Genomic DNA, 18,802 nt, shown 5'->3' with positions numbered 1-18,802 from the left:
CCCGTGACAAGGCCTGGGAACCCGGCTCTAGAAATTCAGACCGTACACCAGCCGCGCCTGGTGACGCTCGAAATTGACCAGATCGAAGGCGGCATTGCTGCCGGCCCGCTGCCCCCAGGCCTGCACGCTCCAGGTCGCGGTCAGGCGCGAGCGCTCCGAGAGCTGGACATAGGCAGTGGGACCGATGAACAGCGCCTGCCCGGACAGTTCATCCAGACCGATCCCCTCATACTTCCTGAAATAGCGCGCTTCGCCGCCGATCAGGATATCGGGCCTCACGCTGGCCATCAGGCCAAATGCGACACCGATCGTGGCATCCTGCTCTGCTGTGCCGTTGCGTGGGATGCGAGTCCATTCCGGCTCATAGCTGACGTTGAGGGCCGCCACTGCAAAATTCGGGATCACCTCGCGGTCGAACGCCACCGTGAGTTGGGTGCCGTAGCTGCGGACTGCCGTAGCCGTCGTCTCGTCGACGCGGCCAGCGCGTGTCTCCAGCGCCACCGTCATGCCGAAGGGCGCCGCCTCGCGCTCGAGAAAGCGATAGCGAAAATCGACCGAGACGCTCTGCCACGACAGCTGGCGGCGATCGTCAAAGCCCGGGACGCGGTTGATATCGTACGCGCTGAACGACGTGCCGAGCTCGACACGAAAATTCGGCGCCGGGACGAGCTCGAGCTCCATTTCCTGATTGAGCGCACGGTAGCGGCCGCCATCCTTGGCAAAGCGCCCGGTGCTCTGGCTCTGGAACTCACGCTCGCCGACGTCGCCCACATCGGACCCGATCATGAAGCCGAAGATGTGCTCGGTATCAAAACCCTCGGCGTAGGCGCCGAGCGGCAGCACCGCTGCGACGCCAGCAATCGCCGCGCACAGCACGCCTACCCAACACCCTCGCTTGATTTCGAAACTCATCGTCCCCGGACCACCGCCTCAAGCCGCACTGTAGGACAAAGCAGGACGGCCCGCCAATCGCGCAGGAGGTCTCGATTTCAGCGTGTTGTGGGAAGGATCTGCGGGAATTTCGAGCGGCAGCGTCGCGCCGGCGAAAGACGCCTGCCGCGGCTCGATGCAGCAAGCTGCACGAGCCGGGCAGGCTGTCTCGCGTTACTTGTCTCGGATTACTTGCGCGCTGCGCAGGCGTACATGTTGATTTCCATGCCGACCGGCACTTCGACGATCTTCGGTGTTTTCCAGGCCATTTCCTTCTCCCAAGTCTAAGTTGGCGCAAGCGTCGCGCCGCGCGGCAAGCTAGGGCTGGCTGTTCCAGGGCGCAAGCCGGCCGGGTAAGGACCCGACTTCGCTGCTGGACATGCCGAAACGGACGACGGCTCGCTGACGTCCACCCGGCTTTGAAACGGCTGGGAAATCCCGACGCTGATCTGTCAGGCATTTTCCGGCTGCCGGGCGGCGGCGCACCAATAAGCAGACCCGATTGCGCCAGCCGAGTCTTGCCCAAGAGCGAAATCGCAACTTTTTTTGTTATGGCGAAGATCCAGCGTCAATAGGCGGAATCCGCCCGACGCTATCCGCTGGCACGGACCTACTTGAGCAAGCGCAGCAGCGCCCGGCCGGCGCGCGACTTCAACTCCTTCGCATCCAGCGTTCCGTCGTTGTCGGGATCGGCGGCCTTGAATCGCTGCTCGACGACCGCGAGATACTCGTCGAGCGTCAGGGTGCCGTCATGATCCGGATCCGCTTTCGCCAGTTCTTTCGCGGTCAGCCGTCCACGCAATTCGCGGATGTCGAGCGTGCCATCATGATCGGGATCGAGCTTCGCGAACAGGTCGGCGGCAGCCTTCTTGGCTTCGGCGAGGTCGACCGTGCCGTCATTGTCGGGATCGAGCATCTTGAGCGCGCTGCGACCACCCGATGCGGCCAGAGCGGGGCCTGACAGGACGGCAACAGCCAAGGTCAAGGCAAGTGATCGGCGCGAAATCATCATCGGTCTCCCTTGAGTGCCGCTCCGGCAAGGATACGGAGCGTGCCCTGCGATCGAAGCTACCATAGCAGCTTCGACGAGGCCTCCTACAGCCAGAGTAACCGGTGAGGCGTCGGGTTTCGGGTGGAAAGGGACTGCCTCACGGATCATCTCTGGCGTTCGGCAGATGGCATCGCACCTGAACAAGCGAGGTGACCCATGAGCGACATTTGCAGGACCACGATGGGCTGTCTCGTTGCGCTCGGTCTGACCGCGCCGGCGTCCGCGCAGAACAGGGCCTCTACCCCATCGGCAGAGACCGTCCAGCAGCGCACGCTCACCGGCAAGGAACGGCTCGGACGCAAATGGACCGACGAGCAGCGCATCGACAATTGCAATGTGCCGTCGGACAAGCGAGGCGCCAAGCCACGTCCGAGCGCCTGTCGGCATGCGCCGTCGAGCTGACCGAACCGTTCGCGCTGCGGCATAGCGGCGAGTCACACCTGGCGTTGTGTATTCCATGCCACGGTAAGCTACGGGCGCATCAGCAAAAACCTGACGCTTTCGGCCGGCCTCCGGCGGCTGACTGGGGTTCGTTCACGTTTTCGTATTGACCCGTTTTGGTTTCAGGGGGATGGTTCCGTCCGCAACGTCAGGAATAGGCGTGCGGAAAAGGTTCATTGGGAGGATATGATGAGACGCATTGCGCTGGCCGCAAGCCTCGTGATTCTTGCATCCTATGGTGCAAGCGCTCAGACCAACGAGCAGTTGGTCAAGGGTGCGACTGATACATCGAACGTTCTCAATTACGGAATGGGCTACAATCTTCAGCGCTTCTCGACGCTGAACCAGATCAACAAGGACACCGTCAAGCATCTGGTCCCGGTCTGGAATTACAGCTTGAACGACGACCGCAGCGAGGAATCGCAGCCGCTCGTCTACCAGGGCGTCCTTTACGTCACCACCCACAATGCCACGATGGCGATCGACGCCAAGACCGGCAAGCAGATCTGGAAGACCAAGGTCGAGTATCCCGCCGAGACGCCGCGTATCGTCTGCTGCGGCATCATCAATCGCGGCGCGGCTCTGTATGACGGCAAGCTGTTCCGCACCACCCTCGACGCCAATGTGATCGCGCTCGATGCCAAGACCGGCAAGGAACTGTGGCGCGAAAAGGCTGCGGACATCAAGGAAGGCTACTCGATGACGGTGGCGCCGCTGGTCGCCGACGGCGTCGTGATCACCGGCATCTCCGGCGCCGAATTCGGCACCCGCGGCTTCATCGACGGCTGGGATCCGGCGACCGGCAAGCGCCTCTGGCGTACCTACTCGATCCCGACTCCGGACGAGCCCGGTGGCGACACTTGGAAGGGCGACACCTGGAAGCTGGGCGGCGGATCGACCTGGATCACCGGCTCCTATGATGCCGAATTGAACACCGTGTATTGGGGCATCGGCAATCCCGGACCGTTCAACTCTGCGGTGCGTCCAGGCGACAACCTCTATACCTGTTCGGTGCTCGCGCTCGATCCGAAGACCGGCAAGATCAAGTGGCACTACCAGTTCTCGCCGAACAATCCGTTCGACTATGACTCGGTGGCCGAAATGGTGCTCGCCGACATGAATGTCGAGGGCAAGCCGACCAAGGTGCTGATGGATGCCAACCGCAACGGCTTCTTCTACGTGCTCGACCGCACCAACGGGAAGCTGCTCGCGGCCAATCCTTATGTGAACGTCAACTGGGCCACCGGAGTAGACTTGAAGACCGGCCGCCCGATCGAGACCGACGTCGCCAAGGATGCACGTGACGGCAAGAAGGTCACGGTCTACCCGTCGATCCTCGGCGGAAAGAACTGGGAGCCGATGTCGTTCAATCCGCAGACCGGCCTCGCCTACGCCAACACGCTCGCTTTCGGCGGCCGCTACAAGTCCGAGCCGGTGACGTTCAAGCAGGGCGAGTGGTATCTCGGCATGGACCTCACCGATCCCTGGGAATGGGGCACCGGACCGCGCGGCCATCTCAAGGCGATCGATCCGATGACCGGCAAGGCGAAGTGGGAAGCGCCGAGCGATATTCCGCGCTTCTCCGGCGTGCTCTCCACGGCCGGCGGCGTGGTGTTCTCCGGTCAGCTGACCGGCGAATTCGAGGCATTCGACGCCGACACCGGCAAGAAGCTCTGGCAGTTCCAGACCGGTTCGGGCATCGAAGGACAACCCGTGACCTGGCAGCAGGACGGCGTGCAGTATGTCGCCGTCACCTCGGGCTATGGCGGCGTCTATTCGCTGTTCTCGGGCGACGAGCGCCTTGCTAAGGTCCCGCCCGGCGGCTCGCTGTGGGTTTTCGCGGTCAAGAACTGAGCGCGGAGCACACGTGACTGAAAGAGTAACCCTGTTGACGGCGGCGATCTTCGCCGCCGTCGCGGCGGCCTTGATCACGTTGATCCCGGCAGCCGCACAGCAAACCAGTGCAATCGACCTTCAGGGTCTGGCCGACCAGGGCAAGGTCACCTACGCCAAGAACTGCTCGCATTGCCATGGGCCCAACATGGTCAACTCCGGCACCATCACGCCGGACCTGCGCGCGTTTCCCGACGACAAGACGCGCTTTGTGAGCACCGTGAAGCAAGGCAAGAACGGCAAGATGCCGCCCTGGGCCGACATCCTGAGCGAGCAGGAGATCGCCGACGTCTGGGCCTTCCTGACGAGCCGGAGGCCCCAATGAGGGCGCCTATGAGAGCGCTGCTGGTGGGCGCCGCGACAGCCTGGCTTCTCGCCATGACGGCGGCAGCGCATGCGGCCGGCGAGCCGCTCAAAGTATGCCTCGACGAGGATCTCCCGCCGTTGTCGGCGCATCGTCGCGGCAAGCCGGATGCCGGCTTCGACGTCGCGCTCGCACAAGTCGTCGCCGAGCGGCTCGGACGGCCGCTCAAGATCCAGTGGTTCGAGAGCAAGTTAGACGAGGACTCGAGCCCCGCGCTGGAGGCCAATGCGTTGCTGTCGGACGGACGATGCTCGCTGGTCGGCGGCTACGCCCTCACCACAGACTCGCTGAAGGCGCCTGGTGTTACGACGGCCAAGCTGCCGGACTTCGATGGCGCCACCCGCGACGATCGCCGCCGGCGGATTCCGATCGGGGTGCTGGCGCCAAGCCAGCCTTACATCTATTCGCCGATGACCGTCGTGCTCGGCCCCAAGGCCAAGGACTGGGTCAAGGACCGCAAGATGACCGATATCGGCGATCTCGCCGGGCTTCGCCTGACGATCGAAAGCGGCACGCTGGGCGATGCCATCCTGATGACCTTCGACAAGGGAAAGCTGATCGAAGACATCACCCACCTCGTTCCCGGGCGCAGCGACCTGCTGGGAGAGCTCGAGCGCGGTGAATTCGACGCCACCCTGCTCGATCTGCGCCGGTTCGACGCCTACCGCGCTGATCATCCCGACACCAAAATCACCGCCTCCGGCTATTACTATCCGATCGGCGCCAACCGCGGTTACGTCGCTCTCGAGATCGACAAGGCTCTGCTGGAGGCCGTCAACGAGGTGCTGTCCGACCTGCACGCCAAAGGCACCATCGCCGAGCTTGGCAAGGCAGCAGGCCTGACCTGGCTTCCCCCGCGCGAACCGATCATTCTCGGCGACGTCTGGCTGAAGATCCTGAACCGATGATGCCGGCGACAGGCTGCTATCGCAAATAGCTCGCCAGGTTCATGCTCTGGATCTTGGCGATCGCCGAATAGGACGCCGTCAGCTGCGCCTGATAGGTCGAAAGCTGCGCCGTCACCGCCGCGACGTCGACGCTGGTGAGGTTCGTCGACAGGGTCTTGGCGAAATTCTGGTAGTCGCTCTGGTTCGTGCTGGCGGTCTCGATCTGCGACGCAGAGGTCGAAAGCTTTGCCTGCACCGTGGACGTTGCATCCAATGCATTGCTGGCGAGATCGAGCGCCTGCGAGATATCGCTCGACGATAATGTCGTGCTGTTGCCGACGTATTTCAACAGCCGCATGACCTGCTCGAAGGCAGGATTGTCGGCGGTGACGCCATAGGAAACCGACTGGCTGTCCGAAACGTGCACCGACGCGATCTCGCTGTCACCCTTGTAGTAGCTGGTGTCCGATGTCGTCAGCGAGCCCGTGCCGATGTCATAGCTCGACAGATCCACAGGCGCAGTATCGGTGCGGGCGCCGCTGAAGACGTATTCGCCGTCATACTGGGTGTTGAGCAGCCCCTGCATCTGCGAGATCGCCTGCCGGGCATAGTTGATCACCGATGCCGTCGCCGTGCTGCTGCCGGTCGTGGCGGCGCTGAGCTGGGTCCGAAGCTGCGTGATAATATCGGTCACCGAGCCGACCGCCGAATACATCGCCTGCACCTTGTTGTCGGCGAGATTGCTGGCATCGATATAGGACTGGGCGCGCGTCACCGAGACCTGCAAATTGATCACGCGCCCGGCGCCTGAGCCGTAACCGCCGAAATCCTCGGATTGCAGCCCGGAGGACTCCTGCACTTGCTCATTGGCCATCACCGACTGCACGCGCAGCGCGCTTGATATCATCTGCTCCGATTGCGCGAAGGTGGCAACACGCATCATCATGACAACGCCCTCACACTCAGGCTGCGCTCATTGCGGTCATCAGCGCCGAGAACATGGAATTGATGGCCGTAATGATCTGGGATGCGGCTGCGTATTTGTTCTGCAACGCACTCAGATTCGCGCTTTCCTGGTCAATGTTGACGCCGGACTGCGACGACAACGAGCTCGCATAGGTCGACTGCGCGGTCTGCTTGGACGTATAGGTTGCCGACGCCTGGGTTGCCTTACCGGCAACGTCGGCAACGATTGCTGCCGCATAGTCAGTGAAAGAGCCGGTGGTGGCGCCCAGCCCACCCGCCATCGCGAAATTGGTCGACCCCGTCAGCGCGATCGAGAGCGCATTCACCACCGCCGCCGAGCCCGACGACAGCACCGAGTCTCCGACCGTCAGCGCGGACGACGCATCGAGCGTCGCCGTCGGCAGCGTGGCCGTGCCACTCAGGACGTCGCTGCGCACAACGATGTTGGAGGCGCTGGTCCCCGTGATCAGGTCGTTGAGCCCGAAATACTGGGAAAATCCCTCACCGCCGACCGAACTCGTCATCTGGTTGATGGCGATGCCATTGCCCGAGCCGGTCGCCGAGATCGACAAATGTCCGTTGGCATCGACCGATGCCGATACGCCGGGGATGGTGTTGATCTTGGCGGCAAGAGCCCCCACCGTGGAATACGCCGATAAATCGATATCCTGATACGATACGAGATTCCCGCTCTTGTCGGCGACCGCGATACGCACCGTGCCGGTGCCCGCGAACGGTGTCGAATTGCTGACAGTCGCTGTACCAGTCAGGCTGGCCGGCGGCGGCACCGCTGTGCCCTGGTTCGAGACCGTATTCACACTCGAGGCCAGCTGCTGGGCGAGCTCGTCGAGTTGCGACTGCGCGGCCGGCAAGGTCTGGTCGCGCAGGGTAATCAGGGCGCTGACCTTACCGGAGGAGATTTGCGAGGTGATGTCGACCCCGTTGACGGTGATACCGCTGAAGCCGCTCGACGATCCCGCACTATACGTCGTTGATGCCGTGACACCGGGGAGCGCCGTGTAGCTCAGCGGGTGTACCGTGCTGTCGACCAGCGCCTGCCCGGAGCCGGTATAGACCTGCAGATCACCGCTCGACGTGGTGAAATAGCTCACATTCATTTGCGAGGCGAGGTCCTGCAGCGCGCCGTTGCGCTGGTCCTCGAGATCGGCGGTCGACTGGCCCGCAGCCGCTTCCTGCTTGATCTGCTTGTTGAGGTCGGAGATCTGCTGCAGATCGGAATTGATGCCGGTGATCGACGAGGCGATGTCCTGGTCGGCGTTGGAGCGCAGCTTCTGGATGCCGCCCGAGGTTTGCTGCAGCTGATTGGTGACCGCAGCGAGCGCACTGACGGCGTTCGATTGCAGCGAAGCGCTGCTCGGAGTGCTCGCGAGCGAGGACAGCGCCGACTCGAATGCCGCGATCGTGTTGGCCAGCGATGTCCCCGTCGTGGAGCTGTCGCCGCTCGACGTGCTGCCATAGAGCTGCTGGAGCTCCGTCAGATAGTTGTTGTTGGTGTCGGCGGCGCCGAGATCGGAATCGGCCCCGACCAGCGACTTCAGGAGCAGCTTGTCGACCGCGCTGGTGATCCTCGAGATCGTGACGCCGGTGCCGACACCACTGGTGACGCTGCTGCTCTGGTTGGCGGTCTTCTCGGTATAGCCCTTGGTGTCGGCATTGGAGATGTTGGCCGAGGCCACACTGATCTGCACCTGCGTGGCTGACAGCCCGCTGAATGCAATGCTTCGTGCGATATCGAGCGACGACACGACCCACTCCTTCCGGCGCCGGCGCGATCAGGCCCGCACGTTGGTGCCATAGGACATCGCGGATGTGACGCGACGGCCGCCGGCCCCGTAAGGCGAGACGTTGGCGATCTGCTCGCGGATCGCCTGCATGATCGCCTCGATCCTGCGGTTGCTGGCATCGATCGCCGCGCGCAGCCGCATCACGTTCTCGTCCATCGCGACCCGAAGCTTCAGGATCCGATCCATCAGCTGCTCGCGCAGCACGCGGTCTTGGACGTTGAGGTTGGCGGTCTTGCCGACGGCCTCCGCCACGCACTGCTCGAACAGCGTGGCGAGGCGGTTCTTCTCGTCGACCTGCTTCAGCCGCGAGGCCGGCAGGCCCTTGGCGAGCTCGACGTTCTCCTCGTTCACGATCTCGATCAGATTGTCGATCAGTGCGATCAACGACCTGGCGCGCTCGTCATTGCCCGCGGGATTGATCTTGATGTTGCGTTCCGGTGTCATGTCATCGCTCCCGTTCAAGCTAGTGTCCGCGACGCAGGGCGCGAACCGATTGTGCGCTGCGCCCATACGCGGTGATTGCCGTTACCCGCACCGAGGCCCGGTTGATTTCCTGGTCGAGCCGCACGCACTCGCGCATCAGCAGGTCCCGCAACGCTCCGACGTCGTCGAGCAACGCAGTGAGTTGCGCCCGATCGTTCGGCCGAACCGAGGCCGCCCCCGCCTTCAGCCGCTGAAGCCTGACCAGCAGGCGGTCATTCATCTTTCCGGTCATCATCGCGACACCGCCGAAATCAGCGTGTCGAACATCTTGTTGACAGTGGTGATGACCTGCGATGCCGCCGAATAGGCCTGCTGCGCCGAGATCATGTTGGAGAACTGACCGCTAGTGTCGGTGGTGCTCGATTCCAGCTCGCTGCCGTAGATCGTGCCGGCGCCGTTGGCCCCCGAGGTCTGCAGCGTGGCATTGCCGGAGGCTGCCGTCGCGGAGTACAGGCCATCGCTGGCCGCGCTCAATCCGTTGGGGTCGCTGAAGGTCGCGACCGCAATCTTGTAGATCGCTATCGTCTGCCCGTTGGAGTAGGTCGCATCGACCACGCCTCCCTTGCCGATCGCGATGCTGCTCAGCTTGCCGTAAGGCAGGCCGTCCGACGTGATGCTCGTGAGGTCGACGGAAGGCGTGGTCTGGCCCGACGAATATTGCGTGAGACCGTCGGTCTTGCCGGCCGCGCCGAGATTGAGCGTGATCGCCGTACCATTGGCGGTGGAGCTGTCGGCCGCGCCGTCCTTCCAGCCGGTGATCGAGATGGTCGGCGGACTCGGCACCGTCGATGCGAGCGAACCGTCGGGATTGAAGGTGATCGCCACCGTATCGGTGATCGCGTTGGCACTGGCCGTGCTGGAGTCCGACGCGAGCTTCGGCTGCTCGAAGCTTGCCTGCCAGGCATTATCTGCGGTCTTCTTCCAGTCGATCTGGATCGTGCTCGCCGTACCAAGCGAATCGTAGACCGTCATCGAGCTGTTGAACGTCGCGCCGATGGCGGCGTCGGCCGGCAGATTCGCCGCAACGGTGGTCTTGGTGGTGGCACTGCCGCTGGTCGAGGCTACCTGCGTGTTGATCGGACCGAGACTTGCGGCCGAAGCATTGCCGATGATGTTGCCTTGTGCGTCGGTGCGCCAGCCCTCGAGATAGTTTCCGTTGTTGACGAGATAACCCGAGTTGTCGGTGGTGAACGCACCGTTGCGCGTATAGGAGGTGGTGCCGCCGGTCGTTGCATTGGTGGTGACGAAGAAGCCGCTGCCCTGGATCGCAACGTCGGTGGCGTTGGTGGTCGCGGCAAGCAATCCCTGCTGAGTGATGTTAGCGCGGCCGGACACCGTGACGCCGCCGGACGTGTACGAGGTGGCGCTGTTCGACGCCGTCACCAGATCTTCGAACATCGCCGACGTGGTCTTATACCCCGTGGTATCGGCGTTCGAGATGTTGTCGGAAATCATTGCTAGCGACTGGCTCTGCGAATTGAGCGCCGAGATCGCCGAGGAAAGTGCACCAGTAAGACTCATGATAATACTCCGGAAGCAATCAGGACGTGACGCCGATGATGTTGGCGGCGCTGACGGGGACGCCGTTCACGAGCAGCGAGGGTGTCGAGCCGGAGGCATCGATCCCGGTCACCGTTCCGGTCATCGTGGTGTAGCTGAGCAGCGAGTTTCCGGCGGAGTCGGTGGCGGTCACCTGGATCGTGTACTGGCCGCCATTGCTGAGCTGGGTGCCGCTCGTGGTCTGGCCATTCCAGGTGAAGGTGTTTGAGCCGGCGGTCCCAGTCCCCTTGCCGCTCCACACCGTGTTGCCCGAGGAGTCCTGGATCGCGATCGCGACGTTGGAAGCAGCCGAAGTGAGCGAATAGCCGAAGGTCGCCGAGCCGGAGGTCAGCTCCGCCGTGTTGGTCTTCGCCTCGACGGTGTGGCCGATATAGTTGACCGAGTTGAGCGTCACGAGGCTCGAGAACGAGCTCGCGAGCGACGTCATGCTGGCGTTGGTCGACTGCTGCTCGGTGAAGTTGGCGTAGGAGGTGAGCTGATTGATGAAGTCGGTCGTGCTGGTGGCGTTCAGCGGATCCTGATTTTGCAGTTCGCTGACGAGCAGGTTGAGGAAATCGGTCGAGCTCATCCCCATCGACGCGCTGGTTGACGAACTCGACGACGGGCTCGAGGCGGCGGAGGCTGCAGCAGAGGTTGCCGAGGAAACGGTCATGACAAGGCTCTCTTCGTCGCGGGCTAGGCGACGGAACGCGGTGAAACATTGGGATCGTGAAGTCGTTCGCAGATAGAACGGATGACGCGGCGATTTCAGGCGCGGATTCATCCGCGCGGAATCACTTGATTAATCGGCATAATTTGCCGGTCGGCCGCGGCCCAGAGGCGCGCAAATGCGCGCGCAGGCCGACCCGCCGCGGAGGGCACCGAGTGTTGCAAAAGGAATTGCGGAGAGATTAGAGCGAGAGGCTGATCGGCAGATCCGGCTCGGCGAGCATCAGTGCCGGCGGCGCCAGCGCGGGCAACAGGCAGAGGGCCAGCAGCAGCGCCGGCAGCACCTTGCCTTGCTGCGCGGCATCGCCTGGAGCTTGCGCATCGTTCGGCTGCTCCTCAGACGGGGTCGGCTCCGGGGCCGCAACTTCGGGCAGTTCCTTCTGGGGCAGTTTCGTCGCCGCGGTCACGATGCGGTCGACAAGACCCTTGGGTGCACGAACCGGCGGCGCCGTGAGCGCCCGGCGTACCGCGCTCGCCTGCTCATAGAGCGTCCGCGCCTCAGCCGAGGATGCGAGGAGCTGGACCGCGGCAAGACGTTGATCATCGGGCCAGCGGGACAGATCCTCCCCCAGCCGGTCGATCAGGTCTTCGAATGTCGCAACGTCCATCCCGCGCGCAGATCCAGCCTCGTCGCCAAGGCTGTCATAAAGCATTCGCGGGACGGCGGAAATCAATTTCCGCCGCCGTAGCGTCAGGTCCAGCATGGTGCTCACCGAGCGGCCTTTTTCCCCAACAGGACGCCCGCCCGAGCGCCCTGCCTCCTCCCGGCGAAACGGGGTTCGCGGGCCGATTCGCCCGCTCAGCGGCCGGCGGCTGATTCGAGCGTCTTGTCGAGTGTCCTGGCTTTGGCGGCCTTGCCGGCGGTCGCCTCGACGAACTTCCAGGCGTCGCGGAGTTCCGTCAGGCTGGCAATGATGCGCCGGAAATTCTCCCTGGCATGCGGCCGGCCGTAGGAGCGCAGGCACGCCATGATCAGGGCATTGTAGGTCCGGAACAGGCGATCGGCCATCGCGCCGCCGCGGGTGACGTCGAGATGGTGGCTCAATCCGCGCAGGATCGCGGTCGCCCGCGTCAGATAAGTATGCCCTTCCTCGAAGCGCTTCGCCTCGTGCGCATCCAGCGCCTTCTGCAGCAACGTGATGGCGCCGTCGCACAGCATCACCACCGCCTTCAGCGGCGGGACCGCCACCGCGGCGGATCGATAGGCATTGTTGGCAAGGTAGGCCGTAGCATTCTGGGTCATTATTTACTCGACGATGCGTTCAGGAGAGCGCTCAGGTAGCCCAGCGTGTTGTTCGCGCTTTCGATGGCGGCCTGATAATTGGCGTATTGAAGCTGCAGCTGCGCCTTGAACGTCGCTGCATTGCTCTGGATGTCGCCGACCTGGGACTGCAGATCGGTATCGCGCGACTGCAGGTTGGTGATCATGGTCTGTAGCTGACCGCTGGTCCCGGAGTTGGTTTGCGCGAGCTGATACAGTTGTGCCGCAATCCCGGACGACGACATCACGGTGATCGATTGCGAGGTCGAGCCGGTGTAGGTGAATGCCATGCCGGCGTAGATCGTACCCGAATTGCCGATGATGGTGTTGCCGACCACCGAAAAGCCGGAACTGTCGCCTCCCACCGAGGCGCCGGTCAGCGTGCCGGTCGAATCCACCGTCACATCGAGCGTGAACGATTGCGGCGACGTGCCGGTGTTGACGACGTTGAGCTGGCTGGACGAGGTCGTCGTCTGCGCGGACAGCAGCTTGGTGACGCCGGCCAGATTTTGCGTCAGCACGGTCGACAGCGTACCGGTATCGAGCTGCAGCTCGTTGTTCTGGTTGAACGACAGGCCGAGGTCGGCCATCGTCATGCCGCCGACGGAGCCGCTGAGCACCTGCTGAAGCTGGGTCATGATATCGCGCATCGTGCTGTCGCCGAACAGTACGGCGCTCGATGCGGCGGTGCCGTCGGAATTCTGCGCGGACTGCGCGATCACCTGGTCGCGAAACGCGTTGTAGTTGGTAACGAAGGTCTGCAGCGCTGACGTGATCTGGCTGGTGTCGGTCGAGATGCTGATGTTCAGGCTGGTACCGCTCGGCGTCGGCTGCAGCAGGTCGAACGTGACGCCCGAGAGAACGTCGGAAATATCGTTGGTGTTGCGGGTGAGCGCGATGCCGTCGAGGGCGAATTCCGCGGATTGCGCCTTCTGCAACACGTCGGTGAACGCCCCCGAGGTGTCGGTGACGCCGAGCTTGTTCAGGATGTCGTCGCCGGATGTCGATGAATAGGTGATGTTTGCGGCGTCCTGGGTCCCCGTCAGAACCATCTCATAGGACCCGCTCGACACCTGGACGATGGAGGCCTGGACATTGGTCGCCGAGGTCTGGGCGTTGATGGTGTCGACGATATCCTGCATCGACATGCCGCTGGTGATCGAGATCGCCGTGCTGCTGCCGCCGGCGAGGCCCAGCGAAAACGTCCCGGAGTAGCCGAGCGCAGTGGAACTGCTCGGCTGCGGAGTGCCGATCGCCTTCTGCGCGGTTGCGAGCTGCGTGATCTGGAGCGCGTGATCGCCGGTCGCCGAGCCGCTGTTGACGCTCATCGACAGCGCCGAGGAGGCGCTGACGTCGCCGGTGGACGAAATCGTCGCCGAACGTGTGGCGAACGCATTGGTGGCGATCGAGTTGATGATCGACGTGCTGAGCGACGACAGCCCGGTTGCCAGTGTCGACAGCTCGGTCTGTAGCGACTGGTAGGCGGTGACTTTGGCCTGGTTCGCCGTAATCTTGGTGGCGATCGTGGTCGCCGCCGTGAGCTTGGCGTTGACTTCGGCATCGATCAGGGCGGTCCAGTCTATACTGGCCGAATTGGTCGTGCCGGTCGTGGTCACCGTGCTGGCAGAGCTGGCGGAACTCGACGATGTCGCGCCTGATGTGCTCGAGGTGGCGCTGCTAACCGTCATGTCGACACCTCCGCCGTCGTGAGAATCGGGCCGGCACGATGCCGGCCCGATCTATCGTTCGAATTAGCCGAGCAGCTTCAGCAGGTACTGCGGCATCTGGTTGGCAGCCGTTTCCGCCGACACCGCGGCCTGGGTCTTCACTTCGGCCGACGACAGCGTCGCCTGTTCGGAAGCGATATCAACGTCCTTGATCGCAGAATTGGCGGACTGCAGGTTCTGGGTCTGGGTCGAGATCGAGTCGGCGCTGAAATTGAAGCGCGATTCCTGGGCACCGATCTCGGCGCGGGCGGACGACACGGTATCGATCGCGCTGTCGAGGGCCGACATCGCGCTGGTGGCGCTCGACAGGCTGGAGACGTCGAGCGAGGTCACGCCGAGCGAGGACGCTGTCAGGCTGGTCAGCGTGATCGTGATGGTGTCGGCCGAGGTCGAGCCGACCAGCACCGAGACGCCCGAGGAGAACACGCTCGAACCATCGAGCAGGCTCTGGCTGCTGTAGCGGGTGCCGGATGCGATGGAGTCGATTTCGCCCTTGAGCTGCGTGAATTCCGAGTTGATGTAGGCGCGGCTGGAGTCGGCCACGGTGCCGGATGCGGACTCGGAGGCCAGCGACTTCATGCGGGCCAGGATGTCCGAGATGTTGGACGCGCCGCCGTCGGCGGTCTGCAGGATCGAGGTCGCCTGCGCTGCGTTGGTGGCAGCCTGCTGCAGCGTCGTGATGTCGGAGGAGATGCGGGTCGAGATCGCGAGGCCGGCGGCGTCGTCGGAAGCGGAGGTAATGCGCGAGCCGCTCGACAGCTTCGACAGCGCGCTGGTTTCCTGCATCGAGTTGATGTTGAGGTAACGGACCGCGGAGTTGGCGGCTGTGTTGGTGGAAATTGCCGGCATGAGTAGCTCCTGTGCTGATGGGGCATGACATGCCGCATCGTGAGAAAGAGAGGTGACGCGGATCCAGCCCCCGTCCGCCCGATCAAACGGGTCGGCCGCCGGTGGTCAGGCGCGAAATCTTCACAAGCCGGAATTTATGGTTAGCAGTCGGTAAACGCGCCGCGCAGGTCGCGCTCGTGCCGCTTGAGCAGGTCGCGCAGCTGTTGCCGCCCGCGCTTCAGCAGCGACTCGACCGCAGCCACGGTCGTATCCATCACCTCGGCGATCTCGCCGTTGCTCATGTTCTCGTGGTAGGAAAGGATCACCGCGACGCGCTGCTGCTCGGGCAGCCGCTGCATCGCGAGCTCCAGAAGATTGCCGATCTCGTTGCGCTCGATGACAGTAGAAGCGTCGAGCTGGGTGTCGGCGACCTCGGGCACGACATCGACATTCTCGGTGCGCGGCTTGCGGCGCAGGTCGATGCAACGGTTGCTGACGACGCGATAGAGCCAGGTCGAGAACTTGGCGCGGCCATGCTGCCAGCGGCCGCGATGCGTCCAGACCTTCAGCATCGTATCCTGCACCACGTCTTCGGCATCTGCGGCGTTGCCGACGATGCGCAGCGCGATCGCGTAGGCGCGATCGACATGGCGTTCGACGAGAGCACGAAACGCCACCTCGTCGCCGGCGGCGAGGCGGTCGAGCAGCTCCTTGTCCTCGTCCTGGATCTCGACGGTGTCGAGCGCGCCCGCATCGGCAACCGTGGGGACGTTGCTCCAGGGAGCGGCCGCTTCGACCGGCGCAGCCGCGGCCGCCGTGGCTTCCACCTCGACCGCTGCCATCACATCAAGCGCGTAACTCATCCGCCGCTCTCCAACCAACGCCGCAAGCACACATCGCATGCGGCTTCTGAGCGTTGAACGGAGGGACTGAGCAAACCAGGCGAACTTTTTTCGTTATTTTTCAAATGCTTAGTTGGATTTTTTTGCCGACCGCCCGGCAAAAGCTGCCGCTGCGCGGAGGCGCACGGAAAAGTTCGACGGAGTCTGGAGCAGTCGTTCAGCATCGCCTTGCATGCCCGCGGGAGAGTTCGTCGCGCCGGAAAACGCTGTTGTCACCTCAACTAACGCCACGCGAACACATGCATGCGCGCAGCATGCGAGTGATCCATCGCCGTTGGTCGCCAACTTGCATTCGACGATTGCGACTAGGCAATTTTTTCCGAATCACCGTTTCGACGTTATCGGATTTTTTGAATCTGTCAGTCGCGAAGCGTGCGTTTTCGAATTCCGCATCAACTTTTTTGAGTCATCGCGCCTGATTTGTCTCACGCAGGCGTTCAACGCATGAGGACTGGCGGGAATTTCGCGCATGACGATCATGACGGTCGACGCAACGCGTCGAGCGCAGAATGTTTCTGCATGTTCATTCGATGTTTTCGATACATTTCTGTTGCGTGCCTGCACGACGCCGGATGGCGTATTTGAAAGGGTTTTTCAGCTTTCCCGCATTGCTGAAAAATTTCCGAACATGTCTGTCAGTTTCGTTCAGCATCGAATCCAGGCGGAGGCGCGTGCGCGCAAGCTCGCGAAGGAGCGCATTGGCTCCACTGAAGTGCGCATCGTCGACATCTATAAGTACTTTCCGTTCAGGCTGTTCGGCCTGAGCCGCGAAGCGTTGAGCGATCTCGCGCGGATCGAGTTCGAATCCGAGCTCGAGCTGTGTCGCGCCAATCCGGAAATGCTCGAGCAATATCTGGACATGAAGCGCGGCGGCTTTCGGGTCGGCTTCATTTCCGACACCTATTGGAGCACCGATCAGCTCGCGCAACTGCTGCGCTCCTGCAGCCCGGGACTGACCTGGGATTTCGTCTATGCATCCTGCGATCACGGCTCTGGCAAGAGCGAAGCACTGTTCGCGGTCTATCTCGCCGAACAAGGCATCGATGCGGCAAGCTCGTTCCATGTTGGCGACAATCACAACGCCGATATCAAGGGCGCCCGCCGTCACGGCATCCGCCCGCGCTACTATCCGCAGGCCAGTGCACCGTTAGCGTCGAAGTTTCAGCGCGAAACATCGATCTTCGAATTGCTGTGTCCCGATCAGCCGTCGCGGCTCGATTGCGGCGCCCGCACGCTGCGGCGCGCGGTGACGGCACGCAGTTCGGAGCATTCTCCGGCTTTCAACCTTGGCGTGACTGTGCTCGGCCCGGTGATGGCGGCGTTCGGCGCCTTCATCGAAGCACAACGCGCTGCGCTGGCGCGCGAGGGCGCGCGCGTTGCGATCGGATTTCTCGGCCGCGACGGTTTGCTGCCCTATCGCGTCTGGCAGGCAAGCCGTGGCGAGACCGGCGCCTATGTCGAGATCAATCGCCGTGTCAGTCTGATCGGGTCCGCCGATACGCTCGAACCTCTCAGCGAGCTGTTGAGCCGGGTCGTCAAGATCGACGCGGCCACCTTTGTCGATATCGTCAAGGTGCAGCCTCCGGCGGTGATGAAGTTCTTCGCGCGGTATCCTGACGGCATTGCGAGCGGCCGCGAACTTGCCGACGCCCTGCCCGATCTGATGGACCCGCGCGAGATCACCGACATCGCTGCCGGTGTCCGCACGCGCCTGCTCGCTTATCTTCGGGCAAAGATCGCGGGTCTCGACGGCTGCACCGACCTCATCCTCGTTGACCTCGGCTATTCCGCCAGCGTGCAGAAGTCGCTGCGGCGGATCTTCGATCGCGAAGGAATTCGCATCCGCCTGCATGGCGCCTACCTGCTGACGCTTGACGATGCCTTCGACGACATCGCCGACGACGACACCGCAGAGGGCCTGATCTCGGATCGCATCGTCACGCCGCACGTCAAGCGTATGCTGATCCGCAACGTCGCGTTGCTGGAACAGCTTTGCTGTTCCGATGAAGGATCGGCGCGCGATTATCGCGGCGGTGAGGTGTTGCGCGAGGGCGATCAGCGCCCGGCCGCTCAGCTGGCGCTGGCGAACGAGGTGCAGTCCGGGACGCTGGCCTATGCGTCGCGCGCTCGCGAGCTGGCACCGCACTATGCATTGCAGCCCGACGCCGATCCCGTCGTTGCAGCACGCTGGGCCGCCGCCGTGCTCGGGCGCCTCCTGCTGCTGCCCGACGATGATGAACTCGTGCTGCTCGGCGGCATCAAGCATGACGTCAACCTCGGCACGCAGGCGCTCGCGCCGCTGCTCGACGCCGGCTTCATCAATGATTGCATCGTCGCCCGCGGCCTCTCGACCGCGTGCACGGCCCCGGCGCCGCCGATGTGGCTGGCCGGCAGTTTTGCCGCGTTGTCGCCGTCGCACGCTTACCTCTACACGCTGTTCGGCGCCAATCGCCTGCCCGCGAACGTGTTCGGCGAGGCGCAATGCGGGACGCTGCAGGTCGGCCTGTTCAGCCCGGACGGCCAGGCGTCGCTGGAAGCCGTTAGCGTCTATCATACCGGGCTCGGAGACCTCCGCCTGCGGATTCCGTTGTCGCGCCACATGGCGGTTGCGACCATCGCGGTGCCGCTGGCAAAGCTCAGCCGCGCCGGAATGCTGCACGGCATCACGGTCCAGTACGGCGAAAGCGCTGCGAAGGCTGCGGAGAGTTCGAACGTGAAGGCGATCGCCGAGGAACGGCTGATCGATGCCGGCCTCGAGAGGAGCGGCCGTCAGTTCCGCGCCACCACCGAGGACGGCATGCTGTTGATCCCGGTCGATAGCTTCGAGGACAATGTTGCCATCTACACCGTCGCGCTGACTGCCCTCGACCATGACCGCATCCTTGCGGTCGAGGACCGCGACGGTAACCGAGCCCCCTCCGCCACCCTGACCTGGCGCAGCGCCAACGGTGCAATTGATTTGTCCGCCTGATCTGACCGCCCCGCTCGTAGAAGGT

The 18,802-nt window shown here is 63.2% G+C and carries 19 protein-coding genes; 5 read left to right on the top strand and 14 right to left on the bottom strand.

Annotated features, from left to right (window positions below):
• Positions 1 to 27 precede the first annotated feature (27 nt).
• From AC066Y_RS07335 to AC066Y_RS07325, 3 genes are all read right to left on the bottom strand, one after another.
• On the bottom strand, positions 28 to 912 hold the full coding sequence (locus AC066Y_RS07335) for a hypothetical protein (RefSeq protein WP_478273279.1): 885 nt from the start codon (positions 910 to 912) through the stop codon (positions 28 to 30).
• Between the two features lie 206 nt (positions 913 to 1,118).
• Positions 1,119 to 1,199 (bottom strand): pyrroloquinoline quinone precursor peptide PqqA, encoded by an 81-nt coding sequence (gene pqqA / locus AC066Y_RS07330; RefSeq protein ID WP_009031067.1) that lies wholly within the window; start codon positions 1,197 to 1,199, stop codon positions 1,119 to 1,121.
• A 341-nt stretch (positions 1,200 to 1,540) separates the two neighbouring features.
• Positions 1,541 to 1,939, bottom strand: coding sequence for an EF-hand domain-containing protein (locus AC066Y_RS07325; protein WP_478273278.1), 399 nt, complete (start codon positions 1,937 to 1,939; stop codon positions 1,541 to 1,543).
• A gap of 198 nt (positions 1,940 to 2,137) precedes the next feature.
• Between AC066Y_RS07325 and AC066Y_RS07320 the strand changes: the two genes are divergently transcribed.
• The 4 genes from AC066Y_RS07320 to AC066Y_RS07305 all read left to right on the top strand — a co-directional run bounded on the left by AC066Y_RS07320 (position 2,138) and on the right by AC066Y_RS07305 (position 5,587).
• Entirely contained in the window at positions 2,138 to 2,383 is a 246-nt protein-coding gene (locus tag AC066Y_RS07320) for a hypothetical protein (RefSeq protein WP_478273277.1), read from the top strand.
• 228 nt (positions 2,384 to 2,611) lie between these two features.
• Positions 2,612 to 4,276, top strand: a complete 1,665-nt coding sequence (locus AC066Y_RS07315) for a methanol/ethanol family PQQ-dependent dehydrogenase (RefSeq protein ID WP_478273276.1) — start codon at positions 2,612 to 2,614, stop codon at positions 4,274 to 4,276.
• A gap of 13 nt (positions 4,277 to 4,289) precedes the next feature.
• On the top strand, positions 4,290 to 4,640 hold the full coding sequence (locus AC066Y_RS07310; protein WP_478273275.1) for a c-type cytochrome: 351 nt from the start codon (positions 4,290 to 4,292) through the stop codon (positions 4,638 to 4,640).
• Between the two features lie 8 nt (positions 4,641 to 4,648).
• Positions 4,649 to 5,587: a substrate-binding periplasmic protein gene (locus AC066Y_RS07305; protein ID WP_478273274.1), complete on the top strand. Its 939-nt coding sequence runs from the start codon at positions 4,649 to 4,651 to the stop codon at positions 5,585 to 5,587.
• A 16-nt stretch (positions 5,588 to 5,603) separates the two neighbouring features.
• Here the strand turns inward: AC066Y_RS07305 and AC066Y_RS07300 are convergent, their stop codons facing one another.
• The 11 genes from AC066Y_RS07300 to AC066Y_RS07250 all read right to left on the bottom strand — a co-directional run bounded on the left by AC066Y_RS07300 (position 5,604) and on the right by AC066Y_RS07250 (position 15,767).
• On the bottom strand, positions 5,604 to 6,512 hold the full coding sequence (locus tag AC066Y_RS07300; RefSeq protein WP_478273273.1) for a flagellin: 909 nt from the start codon (positions 6,510 to 6,512) through the stop codon (positions 5,604 to 5,606).
• A gap of 16 nt (positions 6,513 to 6,528) precedes the next feature.
• A complete protein-coding gene (gene flgK / locus AC066Y_RS07295) occupies positions 6,529 to 8,298 on the bottom strand; it encodes a flagellar hook-associated protein FlgK (protein WP_478273272.1) in 1,770 nt (589 codons plus the stop codon).
• 27 nt (positions 8,299 to 8,325) lie between these two features.
• Positions 8,326 to 8,781, bottom strand: a complete 456-nt coding sequence (locus AC066Y_RS07290) for a flagellar protein FlgN (RefSeq protein WP_092125877.1) — start codon at positions 8,779 to 8,781, stop codon at positions 8,326 to 8,328.
• A 19-nt stretch (positions 8,782 to 8,800) separates the two neighbouring features.
• On the bottom strand, positions 8,801 to 9,055 hold the full coding sequence (locus AC066Y_RS07285) for a hypothetical protein (protein WP_478273271.1): 255 nt from the start codon (positions 9,053 to 9,055) through the stop codon (positions 8,801 to 8,803).
• The gene (flgE, locus tag AC066Y_RS07280) at positions 9,052 to 10,341 is read right to left on the bottom strand and encodes a flagellar hook protein FlgE (RefSeq protein WP_478273270.1); all 1,290 of its coding nucleotides are present in this window, start codon (positions 10,339 to 10,341) and stop codon (positions 9,052 to 9,054) included. Before flgE ends, AC066Y_RS07285 begins: the two co-directional genes overlap by 4 nt.
• 19 nt (positions 10,342 to 10,360) lie before the next feature.
• Positions 10,361 to 11,032, bottom strand: a complete 672-nt coding sequence (locus tag AC066Y_RS07275) for a flagellar hook assembly protein FlgD (RefSeq protein WP_478273269.1) — start codon at positions 11,030 to 11,032, stop codon at positions 10,361 to 10,363.
• 238 nt (positions 11,033 to 11,270) lie between these two features.
• The gene (locus AC066Y_RS07270) at positions 11,271 to 11,792 is read right to left on the bottom strand and encodes a hypothetical protein (RefSeq protein ID WP_478273268.1); all 522 of its coding nucleotides are present in this window, start codon (positions 11,790 to 11,792) and stop codon (positions 11,271 to 11,273) included.
• Positions 11,793 to 11,887: 95 nt separating this feature from the next.
• Positions 11,888 to 12,331, bottom strand: coding sequence for a flagellar export chaperone FliS (locus tag AC066Y_RS07265; protein ID WP_176529962.1), 444 nt, complete (start codon positions 12,329 to 12,331; stop codon positions 11,888 to 11,890).
• Positions 12,331 to 14,037 carry a flagellar filament capping protein FliD gene (fliD, locus tag AC066Y_RS07260; RefSeq protein ID WP_478273267.1) on the bottom strand — a complete coding sequence of 569 codons (1,707 nt, stop codon included), beginning with the start codon at positions 14,035 to 14,037 and terminating at the stop codon, positions 12,331 to 12,333. Before fliD ends, AC066Y_RS07265 begins: the two co-directional genes overlap by 1 nt.
• Before the next feature lie 63 nt (positions 14,038 to 14,100).
• A complete protein-coding gene (locus AC066Y_RS07255; RefSeq protein ID WP_050405219.1) occupies positions 14,101 to 14,925 on the bottom strand; it encodes a flagellin in 825 nt (274 codons plus the stop codon).
• 140 nt (positions 14,926 to 15,065) lie between these two features.
• The gene (locus AC066Y_RS07250) at positions 15,066 to 15,767 is read right to left on the bottom strand and encodes an RNA polymerase sigma factor (RefSeq protein WP_478273266.1); all 702 of its coding nucleotides are present in this window, start codon (positions 15,765 to 15,767) and stop codon (positions 15,066 to 15,068) included.
• A 508-nt stretch (positions 15,768 to 16,275) separates the two neighbouring features.
• Between AC066Y_RS07250 and AC066Y_RS07245 the strand changes: the two genes are divergently transcribed.
• Complete coding sequence (locus tag AC066Y_RS07245; protein ID WP_478273265.1) at positions 16,276 to 18,777, top strand: HAD family hydrolase; 2,502 nt, start codon at positions 16,276 to 16,278, stop codon at positions 18,775 to 18,777.
• The last annotated feature ends 25 nt before the right edge of the window (positions 18,778 to 18,802 follow it).

It is taken from the genome of Bradyrhizobium sp. USDA3010 (assembly GCF_056429065.1).
Note: the sequence above shows the minus strand (reverse complement) of the source record. Positions and strands in the feature narration are given on the sequence as shown.